Here is a 15,719-nt window from a genome sequence, read left to right on the forward strand (position 1 = left end):
GGAGGTCGGAGATGATAAAAAAACTCATTATTCTTCTTATAATTATTTTACCATTAGATGTATTTGCGCTTACACCTGAGGAAATAGTAAAGGAATCACAGGCTGTTTTCTTCTATAAGGGGCAGGATTTTAAAACAAGGGTTTCTATGAAATTAATCGGCGGCAGCGGCCAGGGAAGAATAAGGGAACTAACGATGATAAGAAAAAACTATGGAGATACGGGCGGTCAACAGAAAATTTTTATGTATTTCTTTCAACCGGCTGATGTTAAAGATATGACTTTTATGGTTTACAAGTATCCTGCAAAGGATGATGACAGGTGGCTGTTTATACCGGCGGTAAACATGGTAAAGAGAATTTCGGCTCAGGATAAACATTCAAGTTTTGCCGGTTCAGATTTCACGTATGAGGATATTTCAGGGAGGGATGTTGAAGACGATACGCACGAAATCAAAGAAGCCGGCAGAACCTTGCCGATAGGAAATGAAAACAGAGATTGTTTTGTTATCAAAAGTACTCCCAGATTCCCAGGCGGAGATTATAGTTACAAACTTTCATACATAGACAAGGACACATTTGTCCCTCTGAAGGAGGAGTATTTTGATAGAAAAGGGGAACTTTATAAAATCTATACGGCAGATGAAATTAAAATCATAGACGGCTTTCCAACCGTTATAAAAAGAACAATGAAAAACCTCTCAAGCGGACACAAAACAGAGGTCGTCCTTACAAAAACCAATTACAATATCGGCATTGAGGATAATTTGTTTTCTGAGCGTTACCTCAAACAGCCTCCTCAGAAGTTGATTGAATAAATGATACCGTAGGAGATAGAAAATGGTTGGCACAAATCGTTATAAGTTGAAACTTACATGGTGTTTATATTGTTTAGCCTTTATAAACATTTTGTTGTTGTCCAAAAATGTTGCCGCATCGGATATCTCTGTTAACGGGTTTTTTCAGGGTAATTACTCCGGCGGCCTGAATGCAAATCCTGACGGCGGCGATTTCAAGTTGGCCGATGAGAGATTTCAATTAAAATTAGCCGTAAAAAAAGAGCCGTTTAAGTTCTTTATCAAAACAGACACATACCTCGATAATGTTGTTAAAAAAGGAGATATTGATGTAAGAGAGCTCTACTTTGACTATGTTACTCAGCACTGGGATTCAAGAGTGGGCAGACAGATAATAACATGGGGAGTTGGCGATCTTATTTTCATTAACGATGTTTTTCCTAAAAACTACAACGCCTTTTTTTCCGGGTATCCTATGGAGTATATGAAAAAGGGTATTGATGGTGTAAAAATTGGACTATATCCCGATTTTGCTTCTCTTGATGTTGTGGTCATACCTTTTTTTGAGCCAAACAGTTACCCTGACCCTGAACGGTTCCAGATGTATGATTCGGTAAAAAGAGATGAGGAAAAGCCTGTGATATCACTTAAAAACACGGAATTAGCTTTCAGACTTTACAAAAATATCTCAGGCACAGATATATCGTTATACTATTACCATGGTTTTTACAGACAACCATCTTTGTCATCCGACAACCAAATGACTCTAATTTATCCCCGACTTACGACATATGGGATGAGTTTACAGACGATGGGGTTGGATGGTATTTTAAGTTTTGAGGCAGGTTACTATGACTCAGTGGACGACAGGGGAGGGACTGATCTAATGACGCCTAATTCGCAGACAAAATTTTTAGCAGGTTATCAAAAGCAGCTCTGGGAGGATTTCACGGCAGGTTTGCAGTATTATTGTGAATATATGAATGATTACTCAGAATACGAGAAAACCCTTGTGGAAGGTTATCCTAAGGAAAAGCAACTAAAAAACCTGATATCCGTCAGACTTACACAAATTCTCTTGCATCAAACGTTAAGACTTTCGTTTTTTTCTTTTTGGGGAATCTCAGACAACGATTATTTAATTAATCCTGAGATAAAGTATAACTTTACAGATCATATATGGGCGGCGGTAGGAGCAAATGTCTTTGGCGGCCAAAAGAAGTGGACTCAGTTCGGCCAGTTTGATAAAAATGATAACGTGTATGTTCAGTTAAGATACGAATTTTAACCGAAGGAGGTAGCAATGGAAAAGATTATTAAGAATGCATCTATTATGTGTTTTCACGACGAGTTGTGCCAGGTCTATAACGCACTAATGACAGCTTTGAGTCTTTTGAGGGAAGGCTCAAGGGTAACGATTTTTTTTGGTTCACGCGGTGTTAATGCAATCCATAAGGACAAGGTAAATGATCTTAGGTGTCTTACCGATCAACCCAAAGATATAGCTGATGCTGTAATGGAAAGAATGGAGGAAATGAATCTGCCGTCTGTTGAGGATCTACTTGTCATGTTAAACATGGAAGGTGCTAAAATGTTAGCATGTCCTTTGAATGTCCCTTTATTTGGAATGAAAAAAGATGATTTTGTAGAAGGTGTGGAACTTGCCGACCCTGCTACGTATTACAAAGAAATAGTTATAAAAGCAGATATGAATTTAACATTTTAAGTTTTTTTACAGAAAAGGAATTTAAGTAAAAGGCGCTGCCCACTACTGCGGGGCGCCTCACTCTTTTCCGTCATCTCAAACTGCTAATTCCAATTTTAATTCAGAAGTAAACACAGGCGGCCGGGAACAAGCGACACCTCCCCTGATTCCCCTTTAGGAGACTACGCCCCGGAGCTTGTGACGATGCCAACGAAGTTAGACGATTGAAGGCTACTTGGTATGAGAAGCTATTAATTTGTTGTGTCTCAACAGGTTTGCAACAGAAATAAAAAATAATAACGGATTTTCAGGATGAATAATGAAAAAAACAGTTGACTAAACTGTCCAATAAAATATTAAATATACAGGTGTTGAAAATGAAGACAACGATAGTATTCATATTAGCGGTGTTATTTGTGCTGTCCTGTTCAAAGAAAGAGGTCAAGCCAACATACACGGAGCCAAAGGAAACCTACGCCAAGGCTCTCGCGCTAATTGAGGATAAGGATTACGAGGAGGGAAGGATACTTCTCACAGAGATAACCAATCGTGACAGTGCAACAGATTATGCACCTGCAGCCCAGTTAAAGATAGCTGAATCATACTCAAAAGAAGCTGAAGTAGAGCTTGCAATAACAGAATACAGGAAATTCCTGCGCCTTTACCCCGATAATAAGAATGCCCCCTACGCACAGTACATGATAGCAACCCTCACGTTTAATCAGATAGAGGGACCGGACAGAGGATTCAGGGCTGCCGACAATGCTATAAAAGAGTTCAACAAATTATCGGAAATGTTTCCACGGAATCCCTACCGCGAAATAATCGCCCTGAGAATTCAAAAATGTAAAAACATCCTGGCAGAACACGAGTTTTATGTTGGTTCTTTTTACCTTGAGAAAGAATCATTCCATGCGGCTTTGGAACGTTTTAATATTGTGCTTCAAAAATACCCTGATTTTACCAATAAGTCAACCCTGTATTACAATTTAGCATTGTCATACGAGGGACTTAAAAATACACCGTTGGCTAAAGAGTATTTTCAAAAAACAATAGATACCTCTACAGACAAGAAAATTATTAAAGACGCAAGGGCCAGACTCGCCAAGCTAAAGTAAAGTGGATTTCTATCCGATTTTCGTTTCAGTAAAAGGGAAAAAATGTATTGTTTTAGGCGGCGGCGATGTTGGGCAGAGGAAGGTGATAACACTTACAGAGGCTGGAGCGGATGTTACCGTTATAAGCCCGGCTCTGACGCCTGTTTTAGAATTACTCAGGGCAGAAGGTAAAATCAATCATATACCCCGGTTATATAAAGAGGGGGACCTCACGGAGGCATTCTTAGTGATTGCTGCAACAGATGACATAAGTTTAAACAACAGGCTCTGCGAGAACTTTAATGGTCTGATAAATGTAGCAGGAGGTGATAAAGAATACGGTAATTTTATAGTACCCTCCACGGTTAATCGCGGTGCTTTAACATTTGCCATATCAACACAGGGCATAAGTCCTGCTCTTGCCAAAACCGTCAAGGAAGAGGTTCAAACCTTATACTCTGAGGATTTTGCCGCTTATCTGGAATTTTTGAAAGAATTCAGACACAAGACTCTTACTACAGTGTCAGACTCTGCTCTGAGGCGGCAGCTCTTAAGCAGTGCCGGTGGCAAGGATTGCGTTGATAAAATCCGTGCAGGCTGTATCGAGGAGTTAAAAGAGCAACTATGCGGGATTTTGTCGTTACACGGCAGTGGCAGCCATGAGTGATTTAACCCATTTTGATGAAAACGGAGCTGCCCGTATGGTTGATGTAACCGAGAAGGTAGTTACCGGCCGTTTTGCCCTTGCAAGTGCAACCCTCAAGATGAGACATGAAACACTAAACCTTATTGTAAATAAAGAGTTGGCAAAGGGTGATGTGTTTGCAGTATCACGTCTGGCGGGAATTATGGCCTCAAAGCAAACTCCTCATCTTATACCTCTGTGTCATCCATTGATGATAACCGGTGTAAGTATTGAGTTTAATGTAAATCAGGCTAAGTCTGAAGTACAAATTTTTGCAGAGGTGAAAACCTCAGGGCAAACCGGTGTTGAGATGGAAGCACTCACTGCAGTGGCAGTCGCCGCCCTTACCGTATATGATATGTGTAAAGCTGTGGATAAAGATATGGTTATCTCAGACGTGTTGCTGGTTGAGAAACGAGGGGGTAAGAGCGGAACTTTTAAAAGGGAGTCACACCATGGCATTAAAGATTAAAATATGCGGCATAACAAATCTTCAAGACGCTCTTTTAGCCTGTAAATTAGGCGCTGATGCTCTTGGCTTTGTTTTTTATGAAAAAAGTCCAAGAGCTGTGACAATCGCCATGGCAAGAGAAATCATAGAACAGCTTCCACCTTTTGTGTTGACAGTGGGTGTATTTGTTAATGAGGACATGGATAAAATCCTGAGAATATATGAGCAAGCAAGTCTTGATGTTATACAACTTCACGGAGATGAAACACCACAACTATGCAACACTCTGAAGCGCCATGTAAAGAGGGTCATAAAAGCCTTTAGAGTAAGGAACTTCACAGACCTTGACACACTCAAGACATATGAGGCAGATGCTTTTTTATTGGATACATATACAAAGGAAGTCTATGGCGGCAGCGGCACAGTGTTTAACTGGGACATAGCGCGGGATGCCAGGGAATTTGGGAAAATAATTCTTTCCGGCGGCCTTACCCCGCAAAACATTGAAGAGGCTGTCACATGGGTTAATCCCTATGCGATTGATGTAAGTTCCGGCGTGGAGGAAAAAAAAGGCAAAAAAGACCATGAGAAAATGCGGCTGTTTATTGAAAGAGCACGATTAGTTTCAGATTAAAAAGGTAATACATGGTCGGAGCATTGATTAATTTCACAGCATCATGATACAATTACTTAAAAAATTTAAAGGAGGTAAGGCATGGGAAAAAGGGATTTATACACAATATTGTTTGTAGGGATACTAATGATGTCTATGTTGTTTTTTAGTCCTGTCTTTGTAAAGTCAGCAGCAACGGCACCAGGTGATTTAACGACTACAACAACGGTGCCCGGGGGCGGAGGAATGACAACCACAACAACGGCGGCAGGCGGTGGCGGGCAAACAACAACAACTGTACCAGGTGGAGGGGGCGGCACAGTTATGGGAACGGTGTCTTATTATATACCATATCTTCACACCCATACGAATAATGTCACATACTGTTACATAGCAAATTTTTCGTCAAACGCCCTTACAACCTCCTTCACGGTCAACGCAGCAGCCACAAAGCCGGTAGGGAACGCTACAACATTTGGTGACACACTTGGAGCCGGCCTTTCAAAAATGGTAACATTTAGCGGTACCACTATAAGCCTTGGCGTAGAGACTTTGGATTTGGCTTCAGAAACAGGTACAGGTTTGACAGCATATGGTGGGACATTGAAGTTTACAACCACTGTCACAGGTGGAGCTAGCTGTAAAAATGTGATAATATCATGTTTTCAGGGAACTACACAGCCAAAGCGTAATGTGGTCGGTTATCTCTGTGGGGATGACAGCACCTCAGGGCCGGGAAGCAGCAGTATTTTGCTTGGATTCTAACAGTTATACCAAGTAGCATTCAAAAGAGTAACGAGGCAGCAAGGAGAACGCGACGCAGGCGTACTTTACGTACGTTGAGGAGCTTTTGACGAAGCCAACAAAGTTAATCGAATGAATGCAACTTGGTATTATTAAGTAATATTTTATATGCAGAGGGGTGGGAGGGGCCGCCTTGGCCCCTCTTATCTGCCGAAAAGTACTTGTCAGCTTTACTTACGGAGGAAACCGGCAGATATCAATCCTTAAGCAAAAACCGCCCTGTACCTGCATCTGTAGTAAGTATCTCACCACTAAAATTAAGCGTGGTAAATTTTTCCGAGATTAAATCCACATCACCACCTGGAGTTAAAGCCACTTTAAAAAGCTCCACTTCACAGTTACGGCTGTTGGCTCTGTCAAGGCCGATAAACCTTACAAAAGCCTCTATTTGCTTTTCTGTCGATATATTGGTTATGCTGCCGGTTAGTGAGTCATAGGAGTAATCCACAAGGAGGCTTTGACCATCCTCAATATCGCCGCTCTCTATCACATATATGCGTCCTATCTCATAATCCACCTCATAATCGGTGTCCTTGACAAACGTATATTTCCGGCATGTCCATGTCACGGTGCCATCTACTACCGTATTACCCACAACAGTCGGCCACGTGGGTTCAGTCGTATCGTCCGATGTCCCCGCTGTGGTCACCTCAAAAAAGTAACTGCTACCGGCAGGCTTTACAATATCACCCAGTGCGTAAGCGTGAGCCGCCGCCCATGTGCCTGAGGCATTAGCTTTAACTACCACATCAGGGGAGCTCTTTAAGTTTCTGTAGATCAGCTTTGAATACTTGCCGGAGTGAGCCGTCATCAACTCGCCTGTTACAGAACCGGAGGACTGAGCTAAGTCCTCATTATCACCCATGAAGGCCAGTTTGAGATTTTCCTTTGTATAATCAGACAGGCTAAAACTTAGAGACTGTTTAAACTCTGTTATGACGGATTTAAGCACTTTACCGTAGGATTCTCTCATTTTAGATTTCAATTCTGCTTTGCTGATTTCCGGTGTGGCAAGTTTAAATTCAGCAACATTGCCAAGGAAAAACTCGCCGGTTTTAACCCCTGTGGTGCTATCCAAAATGTCTAAATATAAATCCCCTGAGCCTATAAACGACTTTTCTACATATGTCGGCATATTACTCTACCTCCTGTTTGTGCCAGGGCTTTTCATTGGCACCGGTTGCATATGTTGGTTCATATTTCTTGCCCAGTTTATAATACCACCAGGACTTTTCCTCTTCCGTTAGTTGTACCTTTCCGTAACTGTGCATTATTCTCTCCTTCTATTTATCCCCGTCTTTGGCGGCCAACAAACCCGCCGCAGACATTACCCCAATGACTGCCATAGCCGTGTCTTTGTCAATTTTACCGGCAAGCAACGCCATCACAGTAGCTATGATTAAGACCCCCATCGTGGAAGTCCGGGGATGCTGTAAAATTGCCTCAATTAACTTATCCATAAAGCCCCTTTTCCTTTAATTAGTCCCGCAACTAATCTTGCCCCAGACTTGCTGGTGGCTGCCGTTTTCATTAAGCACCTCCGTCACCTCATACCGGCAGCCGTTTTGCATACTGCCGAAAATCCCCAGCGTGGTATTGTCGCTGTCAGATGAGGCAGACATCCCTATACCGGCACAACCGCAAACCAATACCGCCCATACTAAAGCTAATACCACAAGCAAGAAATGAATTCTCTTCATTATTCCCCTCCTAATTCTTTGATGATTTTTACAATTATTTTTTGCTGTGCCTGGTCACTGAAAGCGTCCTTAGCGTCTTTGAGCAGTGTTTTCATATCGTCCTTCTTTGCTTTTTTGGCGGTTACAACATCAGGTTTGCCGATACGTTCCGTCTCCGCAAATGCGTAAGCCGTGATTAACAGCCCTGCGGCAATAAGTATTGTGATTTCCACTCCCCTAAAGGTGATTCCCCTTAGATACCTTATGTGTTTATTCATTTCACCTCCTAATTCTGAGATTGCCACGCCTTCGGCTCGCAATGACGGAAAAGATAGAAATAATAGGCTGTCATTGCGACTGCCCCCACCGCCGTCATTGCGAGCAAAGCGAAGCAATCTCATCTTTTCCCTTGGGGAACGACTGCCGGTCGCCCCCCTTAATCCCACACATGCCACACCCCCAATAATTTGTTAAGTTTATTCCATGTCTGAATCTTCCATCTCATACCGGTGCCGGCTCCTGTCAGATTTACGGAGCCGGAATACATCGTGACGTTATCGCTGTACATGCCCTCTTTGGCCAAAGTTATTTGATTCCAGTTAGTACCGTTGTCGCTTGTGACGTATGCCTTCCAGTCAGTATTAACAACTGCGGCGGGGTCAAGCTGTTCCTGCAACACTCCAAACCGTGCTGTTGCCGGAATTGTCAGCGCTGCAGTTGGTTTTGAGACCAGTGTCATATTGTCTGTGTAGCTGCCGCCTAAACCCCATGGAGATGACGGCAGTGTGGCTGAAAAATCTGTTGTCCAGCGGGCTATTCCTTTTGAGATGTGAATTTCATCCATATAACCGGTGTGGTAAAAACCGGCGTGTCCGCCTATCTTCATATCTCCGGTACCGTTAGGGGCAGCAGAGCTATAGCTGCCGCCTTGTAGAGTTTTTGTTTTTGGCACTCCATTAACAAAATAGTACCATGTGTTTACATTCCTCACTAACGCCATGTGGTACCACTGACCGGTGCTTAGTGTCGTAACATCAGCAGTAAAGTTTAGCGGGGAGCTGTCACCGAGAAAAACTTGACAGGATGTAGCGGTACAGTTTATTACAAAACCGCCTGACTGCTCAAAAAGATAATTAGTGCCAAAGGAGCTGAAATATACCCAGAAATCTACCGTAAAATCCACGGTATCAAAATACCAATCGTTAGAATCCGGTACGGTTAAATAATCTCCCGCACCGTCAAAATAAGTGCTCTTTCCGCCAAACTTACTTTGTACCGCCGATTGCGTGACGTCTCCGTTAGCTGTTACTGTATGAGGACTTAGCGAGCTGTCAACAAACGTCTGCCCTGAACCATCCGCATGAATCAACAACTTAGAATATGCATCTGCACCTCCAACCGCCTGTGACGTTGTATAGCCGCCCAAACTCCACACATAATTAGACGACACACTGCCTGAGACATTATCCAGCGTTGTTGTATCTTTAAACTTATCCACTATGCCGTCAACCATATTAAACATTGACATTGATGCATTGGCCGCCATCCGCAGAGCATTTAAAAAGATGTTTTGCTCTATCCTGTCAGCGATTTTTAAAGCTCCTCCACCGGTCTGCTGAATAGTAAAGTTATCTATTGTCACCGTAGCACCTCCTCCACCCTGTGCCGCAGCATTTACCCACTTACTGCCGTTATAGGTTAGTACCTGATTAGCTGCGGGTGATGTTATCGTTGTATCGTCTAAGTCAGCATGAGTTAACCCTGCCGCCGTGACAATGCCGGAGGGCGTTGCGTGCATATAGCCCGAAAGCGGCGTAGTTATGCTGCTTAAGAAATTGACAGCGCCCTGGGCATACAGGGTGCCCGTAGTAGTTGCATTTGAAGTCACACCAACAAAGGTTGGGCTTGATGTGTTTGTAACGCTCTGGTTAAGGTAGTTGCGGTAGGTATCGCTAAAGGGATGCACGGTCGGGCTCTCTGTGATGTTGTCATAGTAGAGCTTACCGGTTATGGCCGAAAACACGGAAGCGTTATGAAAATATTTATCGGTGGCGCCTTCCGTGATATTATCGGTGGTCAATCCAGTCAAAAGCGGCATAACCTGAGCGTTGGCCCGTGCCGGGGTGTAGTAGAGATACCCGGCGCTCTCAGTAACGTTGTCGGTAAATAATTTGCCTGTTAAGCCCTGATACAACAGGTAGTTGTGCCAATACTTATTAACACCGCCCTCTGTGATGTTGTCGGTAGTTAAGTTATCTCCGGCGGCAGTCGTTGTGTATGAGTAATAGGTGTTATAAGTGGCTGTGCCGCCGCCTGCGCCTGTGGGAGCCCCCTGCCAGCCGCCGGTTATTTGCCAGGCGTAAGCTGATACTGTAAATAATCCTGACAACAATAGCAATACCGTCATTGCGAGCCGCAGGCGTGGCAATCTCAGCCTTAAAACGTGAATAACAGATGAGATTACCCTCCCCTTAAGAGGATTCCCCTGGTCGCTAACGCTCCTCGTAATGACGGATAAAAAAACGCCGCAACCACAGCCCAATGCAAATAATCTTTTCATCGCCCGCCTCCCTATTGCGCACCGATACAGGACATCTTAACCGTCACGTTATCGGGGTTAGAGAGCAGGTTACCGCGCACGTATTTAACCGGTGTGCCGTTGATGCTGAAGAAGGCCGTTTTATTGGCAAGCTCAGCAGCCGTAAAATCGTGATTAACCATCTCTCCGAAACTAATGCCGGTCACGCCGCCCTCAAGGGCCACTGTCACATTATCTGCCGCCGCGGATATGTTTACCTGACACGTCCAGTCTTTCAACGGCTGGATTAATAACTGAGCGGCTCCCGCACCTGTAGCAGTTTTTTCAAACAAAGTAAAACTATCGGCAAAGGATAGCGTTGCCAATCCTAAAACTATTATTAACAGTATTAATACCGGTACTTTCCTCATACGTTACTCCTCTTTGCTGTTAGTGCTTCCCTGCATTTATAATGCTGGGAGTAAATTACCACTCCTGTCTTTGTCATAACCTCTAAGCCCTCTTCCTCCCATATCAGAGTGGCGGAGCCTTGTTGCAGTCCATTTAAAGAGCCTCTTACATCCTCAAGGATTGTCTTAATGCTTTCCCCGGCTTCCTTCCTGCTCTTTAGACTTTTACCAGCAATAAAAACCGTAAAGCGGAAGTCCACATTATACAGAAGTCCTCTGCCGCCCTCAGTCTGTAAATCGGCCTTAGCGCCGCTGTAAACCAAAAGTGCTGCCGGTAATTTCATACTGCCGCTTAAAGCATCCTCTATCTTACCGATGTATATATCCACAGTTTTCAGGCCGGATATCAGCTCTAATTTATTTAACATCATGGCTTCCATTTCCGCTATCTTAAGCATTTTTATCCCTGTCCACTCGTGTTCACTAAAAACCTTTAAGCGTATCCTGGGTAAACACCCTGTCGTTTGTTGTTTTGTTAGTGCTTGAGGAATCGGGATTTTTAGCTGTCTTTTCCTCAAGTCCTAAGCCGGCCACTCCTTTTGCTATGTCCTTTAAAAACTTAATAGCGTCATCGTAAACCTTGATGCGTGTTTCAGTAGGATTAAACGCACCCCTTTGACACAAAACCCAAACTGTGACACTAACGGCAATGGATTTAACAATCTCAGGCACAATAGATAACGGTAACTGATAACGGCTGCCAAGATAACTGTCTATAACACTATCGGCTTGCACAATAGCAGACTCAATCAGAGCAGTGTTTTGTACCCCTATATCGCCGTCATCAGTGAGCGCTATAACATCCGATACTTGCATTACTACTGTTATGTCCGTTGCCGTTATGTACATTTAATCCTCCTTTGAGAGCAGTAGAGCAACAGAGCAGTAGCAAGGATTAGTGTTCTGTTGCTCTGCCGCTGTGCTGCACTACTATCCCAGCCAGGGCACTATCAGCAGCTCTGTCGTGCCTTTCCAAACGTTTGCAGCACCTGATGTGTTCCTGTCTGCCTGTAAAAGCTCCCGCGCCTCACCCTCCAGAGACGGCGGCACTACCATCAAGTTTGGCATTATACCAAGAGGTCTGCCTGAGTCATCTGTATATTGCATCATCGCTGAACGGGCTGAGGAGTAGTTGGTGGCGTCCAGGCTTTTTTCCGATCTGTAAGCCAGCTGCCATAATCCATAGCCGGCATTATAGCGGACATCTACGCCATAGACGTATTTACGTTTAAAAAACGCATTAGAGTCTTTAAGATCATCGAGGGTGATAAATTCGACCGCCCTGCGGCTTTGAAACACAAAGGGTTTAACTGCTCTGGATAAGTCAAGCAGATACCACGGCGTGCCGCTGTCATCTGCAAAGTTTGAGACGCTCTTGTTATTAACTCTGTGATCTGCTGCAAAGAATGCCTTACCGTCGTAACACTCATTAACAGTGCCGTCTTTAAAAAGCTCAAAGATCAACTCATCCGGGTGAGTGGCTGCAACACGGGCAAACTCCTGCACTATGGGGTTATAGATTCCAAGGTTGTCGTCTTCTATATCGTTACGGTCAACCTCTATAGTACTTTCAAAGTCTTTGTTTTTGATTGTAAAGTCGTGAGTTGACAGGTTTTGCAGCACCCGGTCACCAACCCACTCCCTCATACGCGGGAAGGCCCCTAAAAAACCGTACTTCTGCTCTTTGGTTTGTGTCTGTACGGTCATGGCAACACGCTGATAGAGCGGTGCTATGCCGTTAAAGGCGTTTTCAAATATCAGGCTGAATGACTGATATATAGCGTCTAATGTTTGTTGGTTTAGTATCATTTCTTTGTTATCCTCCTTGTTTATATTTTTTTTTATCATAAGCAAAAGGCTGAGATTGCTTCGCTCCGCTGCCAATGACGGATAGAAACATTATAGTAATCTTCTGAGCCGTCATTGCGAACCCCAGATGATGACCACCCCATCCGTCATTGCGAACCCCCGGAAGGGGGTGTGGCAATCTCATCCTTAAAAGATAAATAATTATTCATTTAAAACTTCACCCAAACACCATGACTGTTTACGTCAAAAACGGTTCCTGCAATTGACCTTGTGCCTGTTCCGTCCGTCTTTGCCACGGTCTGGTCATCCACTATGTAGCAGTCTTTGCCAATATCGGCCTTAGTTATTTCATCAGCGGCGCTGCTGTTTTCATATGCAAATACTCCCTTTGACACGGCAACAATTTTATTGCCGTCAGCGCCACCAGAGTTGTCCACATACGCCTCAGCAGGCCTATGCCTCTGATGGTAGTGGCTGTTGCTCCCGCAGTGGCATAACCATTTGCATCCACCGCCACCAGTGCTCCCTGGTAGAGTATCTTACCGGCTGCCACCTCCATATGCAGCACATCCCCGCTCCTTGACACCGTGTTTCTATCTGCTGTCAATGCCGCCATTATTTAACCTCCTTATTAATCTGAGCATCCTGACCATGTTGCAGGATTACCGTGGTTTTTTCCTTTCCTGTCAAAGAGCGTTGTTTCCAGAGCTTGTCACTAATCCCAAGTTGTTTGTTGACCATGAGTTGGGTCTCATCAATGGCCATATCGTCATTTTTAGCCATCCCTCCGGTTATATCTTTTAGAGGAATGGCTTCCGGGGCTTTGGCTGCAAACATCTTAAAACCGTCCGGGTCTTTTGTGGCATACTCCATAGCCCAGTCCCTTTGTGCCGGCATTAGCTTTCCCTGAGTCAAAGCCAAATTAACGGTTGTCTCCGCCTCCGCTTTGGCCATTACTTCTTTTAAGACCATGACCTCTTTAGTGAGACTCTCAACACTGCCGTGGGATTGTTTCATTGCCAACACTGTTGCCTTAAGTTCAGAAATGCCGGCATCCGGTTTAAGACCTGCTGCCTCACATATCTCTTTGAAGGCACTTGCTGTTGTTGTTACTTCTTTAAGCGCCATAACTGCTGTTAATACATTGTCTTCACTATCCCCGTCTTTCAAGCCCAGGGCCTCATACACTTTCTTCATTTGTTTAACCTCCGTTTGTTTGTCTTTTCCTGCTGTTGTGCTGCTCTGCCGCTCTCTCCCTTGAAGGGGATTTCCCTGTGCTCTATCCTTATTGACCAGCGGCACCATGCCGTCTATAGCAGGCTGATTCGTAAGCGCTGCATTAATAAGTTTTATTACCCGGTTGTCTGCCGTCTCTTTTAAAAACACCGGAGAGAGGTACCGATACTCTTTGTTGGTCAGATAGGCTTTTGCCTTATCAGTCCACTCCACTTTTGCCCATATTCCCTCGTGGCCTTTATCTATTAATTCTTTAATCCAGCCGGCGGCGGGGGCCTCCGATCCGGTAAGAGTCTGATGCTCATAATCAATCACCATATCGTTTTGACGGCGGCGGAAGTCTTTCATTATCAGGTCAACCGAGTCCTCATCGCAAAGAAAATCCCCTTTACCGGTTTTGTGATAGCCATAAGGGATTACTTGAACCTCCTCTGTAGTACCAACTATTTCACTACACACTATTACTTTCATTTTGCGGCCTCCAAAATCGCCAGGGTTTTTTCACCTTCTTTAGGCTTGGGAATTCCGAATTTTTCATATATATGGTTAGTGCTGATATCCTTAAAACCCATATCAACAAGTGTCTTATAGGTTTTAGCGGTTTTTTCCAGATCTTCCTCATCTTCAAAATTAAATCTGAATTTAGGGATGCCTGCCTCAGGCCCAAAGCTAAACATAACCCAGGGGGTTAAAATGCAGGTTTTAATGGCTTTAGCAAGTGCTACAGCATCGGACTCCAACAGATCGTGTCTAACGCCGTATGCTTCTCTTTCACCGCCGAGTTTTCCCGGTGTGCTTTCCACAGCACCGGTGTGCCCTAGCACAGCCTTTGTTATAGATCTGTCACAGAAGGATATAAAGTCTGAAAAGGCGGAGCTGTTACCGTTTATGCGGGATTCAAGGAGCTCTATCAGGGTGTTGTCTGAGACCACAGCAGCGGCATCCACGCCAAGATTAAAAACAGCCTGTTTAAGGACATCTATTTCATTCTGTGTGGCTCCGGATTTATATTTACCTATACGCATCGGCACGGAAAACAGCTCATTGAAAACTACCCAGTCCTTTATCCCATAATTTTTAAACAGATACATATAGGCACACGGCCTTAGAAGCCCTGCCCGCGGAAGTATGCCCGAGCGGCTGCGATATTTGTGAATTACAAACTTATTTGCCGTTAACACTTCACCATAGATTGGCTCTTTTTCAGTTATTAAGTTTGGAGTTGATAATATGCCGTCTTTAGATGAAAACGTAAACCTTTTTTGGTCAATCCACTTAAGGGTATCTATCCAAACCTGATTTTCCGATATACTCCACATAATCTCAAGGACTGAAAAACCTTTTCCGACAGCGTCAAGCATATCTATGAGTGCATCCTCGAGATTGTCGATATAATCGAACATTTCTTTGGCTGCACGGGCAATTTCGACATCTTGTTGTGATTCTGATGCAGGTAGTATTTCCCATCTCAGGCCTGCCACCTGTGCTTTTCTGATTTGCAGAACACTTCCAAGGTGAGTGTCTTTTTCTTCTATTTCTAAAAATATTTCCGCTTGTTTAGAAATGTTTCCCAAATCCGCTTCCTTAAATATTCTTGATAGTTTTTCAGGAGTAAGTCCCTCAGACGGATAACTGTTATATCTCTGACGAACACCGGCTACTGCGATTTCATCAAAAACCGGCCGCCCTGGGATGTTGATGTTACTTTTAGAACTTTTGCGTCCTTTAACGGAGATTGCCATGTACGTTCCTCTCTTTTGTTGTTCCTTGTTTTAAAACTAATACTAAGCTGCATTCAGAAGTAAACACAGGCGGCAGGGAGCAAGCGCCGCAGGCGTGTTTTTTCGTACGCAGCGGA

At 44.0% G+C, this 15,719-nt stretch carries 19 protein-coding genes and 1 pseudogene; 8 read left to right on the top strand and 12 right to left on the bottom strand.

Translation table 11 applies throughout. The features are described 5' to 3' along the window. The first annotated feature begins 11 nt into the window (after positions 1-11). From H7844_00525 to H7844_00560, 8 genes are all read left to right on the top strand, one after another. A complete protein-coding gene (locus tag H7844_00525) occupies positions 12-815 on the top strand; it encodes an outer membrane lipoprotein-sorting protein (protein ID MEO5355767.1) in 804 nt (267 codons plus the stop codon). A gap of 22 nt (positions 816-837) precedes the next feature. Further along, entirely contained in the window at positions 838-2,082 is a 1,245-nt protein-coding gene (locus H7844_00530) for a hypothetical protein (protein ID MEO5355768.1), read from the top strand. A 15-nt stretch (positions 2,083-2,097) separates the two neighbouring features. Next, the gene (locus tag H7844_00535) at positions 2,098-2,520 is read left to right on the top strand and encodes a DsrE/DsrF/DrsH-like family protein (protein ID MEO5355769.1); all 423 of its coding nucleotides are present in this window, start codon (positions 2,098-2,100) and stop codon (positions 2,518-2,520) included. A 356-nt stretch (positions 2,521-2,876) separates the two neighbouring features. Beyond that, positions 2,877-3,617 (top strand): outer membrane protein assembly factor BamD, encoded by a 741-nt coding sequence (gene bamD / locus H7844_00540; protein MEO5355770.1) that lies wholly within the window; start codon positions 2,877-2,879, stop codon positions 3,615-3,617. A gap of 1 nt (position 3,618) precedes the next feature. Beyond that, positions 3,619-4,263 carry a bifunctional precorrin-2 dehydrogenase/sirohydrochlorin ferrochelatase gene (locus H7844_00545; protein ID MEO5355771.1) on the top strand — a complete coding sequence of 215 codons (645 nt, stop codon included), beginning with the start codon at positions 3,619-3,621 and terminating at the stop codon, positions 4,261-4,263. Then, on the top strand, positions 4,256-4,753 hold the full coding sequence (gene moaC / locus H7844_00550; GenBank protein ID MEO5355772.1) for a cyclic pyranopterin monophosphate synthase MoaC: 498 nt from the start codon (positions 4,256-4,258) through the stop codon (positions 4,751-4,753). The genes H7844_00545 and moaC overlap by 8 nt, the downstream gene beginning before the upstream one ends. Beyond that, positions 4,737-5,366 (top strand): phosphoribosylanthranilate isomerase, encoded by a 630-nt coding sequence (locus tag H7844_00555; protein ID MEO5355773.1) that lies wholly within the window; start codon positions 4,737-4,739, stop codon positions 5,364-5,366. Before moaC ends, H7844_00555 begins: the two co-directional genes overlap by 17 nt. Before the next feature lie 81 nt (positions 5,367-5,447). Beyond that, positions 5,448-6,110 (top strand): hypothetical protein, encoded by a 663-nt coding sequence (locus H7844_00560; protein MEO5355774.1) that lies wholly within the window; start codon positions 5,448-5,450, stop codon positions 6,108-6,110. 235 nt (positions 6,111-6,345) lie between these two features. On the opposite strand, the gene H7844_00565 is transcribed toward H7844_00560, so the two are convergent. From H7844_00565 to H7844_00620, 12 genes and pseudogenes are all read right to left on the bottom strand, one after another. Continuing rightward, on the bottom strand, positions 6,346-7,284 hold the full coding sequence (locus tag H7844_00565) for a hypothetical protein (GenBank protein MEO5355775.1): 939 nt from the start codon (positions 7,282-7,284) through the stop codon (positions 6,346-6,348). Positions 7,285-7,432: 148 nt separating this feature from the next. Continuing rightward, the gene (locus tag H7844_00570; protein ID MEO5355776.1) at positions 7,433-7,609 is read right to left on the bottom strand and encodes a hypothetical protein; all 177 of its coding nucleotides are present in this window, start codon (positions 7,607-7,609) and stop codon (positions 7,433-7,435) included. 15 nt (positions 7,610-7,624) lie between these two features. Further along, a complete protein-coding gene (locus H7844_00575) occupies positions 7,625-7,849 on the bottom strand; it encodes a hypothetical protein (GenBank protein MEO5355777.1) in 225 nt (74 codons plus the stop codon). Continuing rightward, positions 7,849-8,106 (bottom strand): hypothetical protein, encoded by a 258-nt coding sequence (locus H7844_00580; GenBank protein MEO5355778.1) that lies wholly within the window; start codon positions 8,104-8,106, stop codon positions 7,849-7,851. The genes H7844_00575 and H7844_00580 overlap by 1 nt, the downstream gene beginning before the upstream one ends. 158 nt (positions 8,107-8,264) lie before the next feature. Then, a complete protein-coding gene (locus H7844_00585) occupies positions 8,265-10,388 on the bottom strand; it encodes a LamG domain-containing protein (protein MEO5355779.1) in 2,124 nt (707 codons plus the stop codon). An 11-nt stretch (positions 10,389-10,399) separates the two neighbouring features. Continuing rightward, positions 10,400-10,777, bottom strand: coding sequence for a hypothetical protein (locus tag H7844_00590; protein MEO5355780.1), 378 nt, complete (start codon positions 10,775-10,777; stop codon positions 10,400-10,402). Next, positions 10,774-11,214 carry a DUF1834 family protein gene (locus tag H7844_00595; protein ID MEO5355781.1) on the bottom strand — a complete coding sequence of 147 codons (441 nt, stop codon included), beginning with the start codon at positions 11,212-11,214 and terminating at the stop codon, positions 10,774-10,776. Before H7844_00595 ends, H7844_00590 begins: the two co-directional genes overlap by 4 nt. A 25-nt stretch (positions 11,215-11,239) precedes the next feature. Continuing rightward, on the bottom strand, positions 11,240-11,665 hold the full coding sequence (locus H7844_00600; protein MEO5355782.1) for a DUF1320 domain-containing protein: 426 nt from the start codon (positions 11,663-11,665) through the stop codon (positions 11,240-11,242). Positions 11,666-11,746: 81 nt separating this feature from the next. After that, positions 11,747-12,625, bottom strand: coding sequence for a Mu-like prophage major head subunit gpT family protein (locus H7844_00605; protein MEO5355783.1), 879 nt, complete (start codon positions 12,623-12,625; stop codon positions 11,747-11,749). A 209-nt stretch (positions 12,626-12,834) separates the two neighbouring features. Next, positions 12,835-13,241 (bottom strand): annotated as a pseudogene (locus H7844_00610) (hypothetical protein). Beyond that, entirely contained in the window at positions 13,241-14,332 is a 1,092-nt protein-coding gene (locus tag H7844_00615) for a phage protease (protein ID MEO5355784.1), read from the bottom strand. Before H7844_00615 ends, H7844_00610 begins: the two are co-directional and overlap by 1 nt. After that, a complete protein-coding gene (locus H7844_00620; protein MEO5355785.1) occupies positions 14,329-15,603 on the bottom strand; it encodes a DUF935 domain-containing protein in 1,275 nt (424 codons plus the stop codon). The genes H7844_00615 and H7844_00620 overlap by 4 nt, the downstream gene beginning before the upstream one ends. Positions 15,604-15,719: the final 116 nt, after the last annotated feature.

The organism is Nitrospirae bacterium YQR-1, from assembly GCA_039908095.1.
Lineage (GTDB): Bacteria > Nitrospirota > Thermodesulfovibrionia > Thermodesulfovibrionales > Magnetobacteriaceae > Magnetomonas.

Bases quoted from the DNA above. Each gene is read 5' to 3' on its own strand.
- H7844_00530 (MEO5355768.1), top strand. From the start codon at position 838: ATGGTTGGCACAAATCGTTATAAGTTGAAACTTACATGGTGTTTATAT.
- H7844_00555 (MEO5355773.1), top strand. From the start codon at position 4,737: ATGGCATTAAAGATTAAAATATGCGGCATAACAAATCTTCAAGACGCT.
- H7844_00580 (MEO5355778.1), bottom strand. From the start codon at position 8,106: ATGAATAAACACATAAGGTATCTAAGGGGAATCACCTTTAGGGGAGTG.
- H7844_00615 (MEO5355784.1), bottom strand. From the start codon at position 14,332: ATGAAAGTAATAGTGTGTAGTGAAATAGTTGGTACTACAGAGGAGGTT.
- H7844_00620 (MEO5355785.1), bottom strand. From the start codon at position 15,603: ATGGCAATCTCCGTTAAAGGACGCAAAAGTTCTAAAAGTAACATCAAC.
- H7844_00590 (MEO5355780.1), bottom strand. From the start codon at position 10,777: ATGAGGAAAGTACCGGTATTAATACTGTTAATAATAGTTTTAGGATTG.
- moaC (MEO5355772.1), top strand. From the start codon at position 4,256: ATGAGTGATTTAACCCATTTTGATGAAAACGGAGCTGCCCGTATGGTT.
- H7844_00565 (MEO5355775.1), bottom strand. From the start codon at position 7,284: ATGCCGACATATGTAGAAAAGTCGTTTATAGGCTCAGGGGATTTATAT.
- H7844_00595 (MEO5355781.1), bottom strand. From the start codon at position 11,214: ATGCTTAAGATAGCGGAAATGGAAGCCATGATGTTAAATAAATTAGAG.
- bamD (MEO5355770.1), top strand. From the start codon at position 2,877: ATGAAGACAACGATAGTATTCATATTAGCGGTGTTATTTGTGCTGTCC.
- H7844_00605 (MEO5355783.1), bottom strand. From the start codon at position 12,625: ATGATACTAAACCAACAAACATTAGACGCTATATATCAGTCATTCAGC.
- H7844_00535 (MEO5355769.1), top strand. From the start codon at position 2,098: ATGGAAAAGATTATTAAGAATGCATCTATTATGTGTTTTCACGACGAG.
- H7844_00575 (MEO5355777.1), bottom strand. From the start codon at position 7,849: ATGAAGAGAATTCATTTCTTGCTTGTGGTATTAGCTTTAGTATGGGCG.
- H7844_00600 (MEO5355782.1), bottom strand. From the start codon at position 11,665: ATGTACATAACGGCAACGGACATAACAGTAGTAATGCAAGTATCGGAT.
- H7844_00570 (MEO5355776.1), bottom strand. From the start codon at position 7,609: ATGGATAAGTTAATTGAGGCAATTTTACAGCATCCCCGGACTTCCACG.
- H7844_00585 (MEO5355779.1), bottom strand. From the start codon at position 10,388: ATGAAAAGATTATTTGCATTGGGCTGTGGTTGCGGCGTTTTTTTATCC.
- H7844_00525 (MEO5355767.1), top strand. From the start codon at position 12: ATGATAAAAAAACTCATTATTCTTCTTATAATTATTTTACCATTAGAT.
- H7844_00560 (MEO5355774.1), top strand. From the start codon at position 5,448: ATGGGAAAAAGGGATTTATACACAATATTGTTTGTAGGGATACTAATG.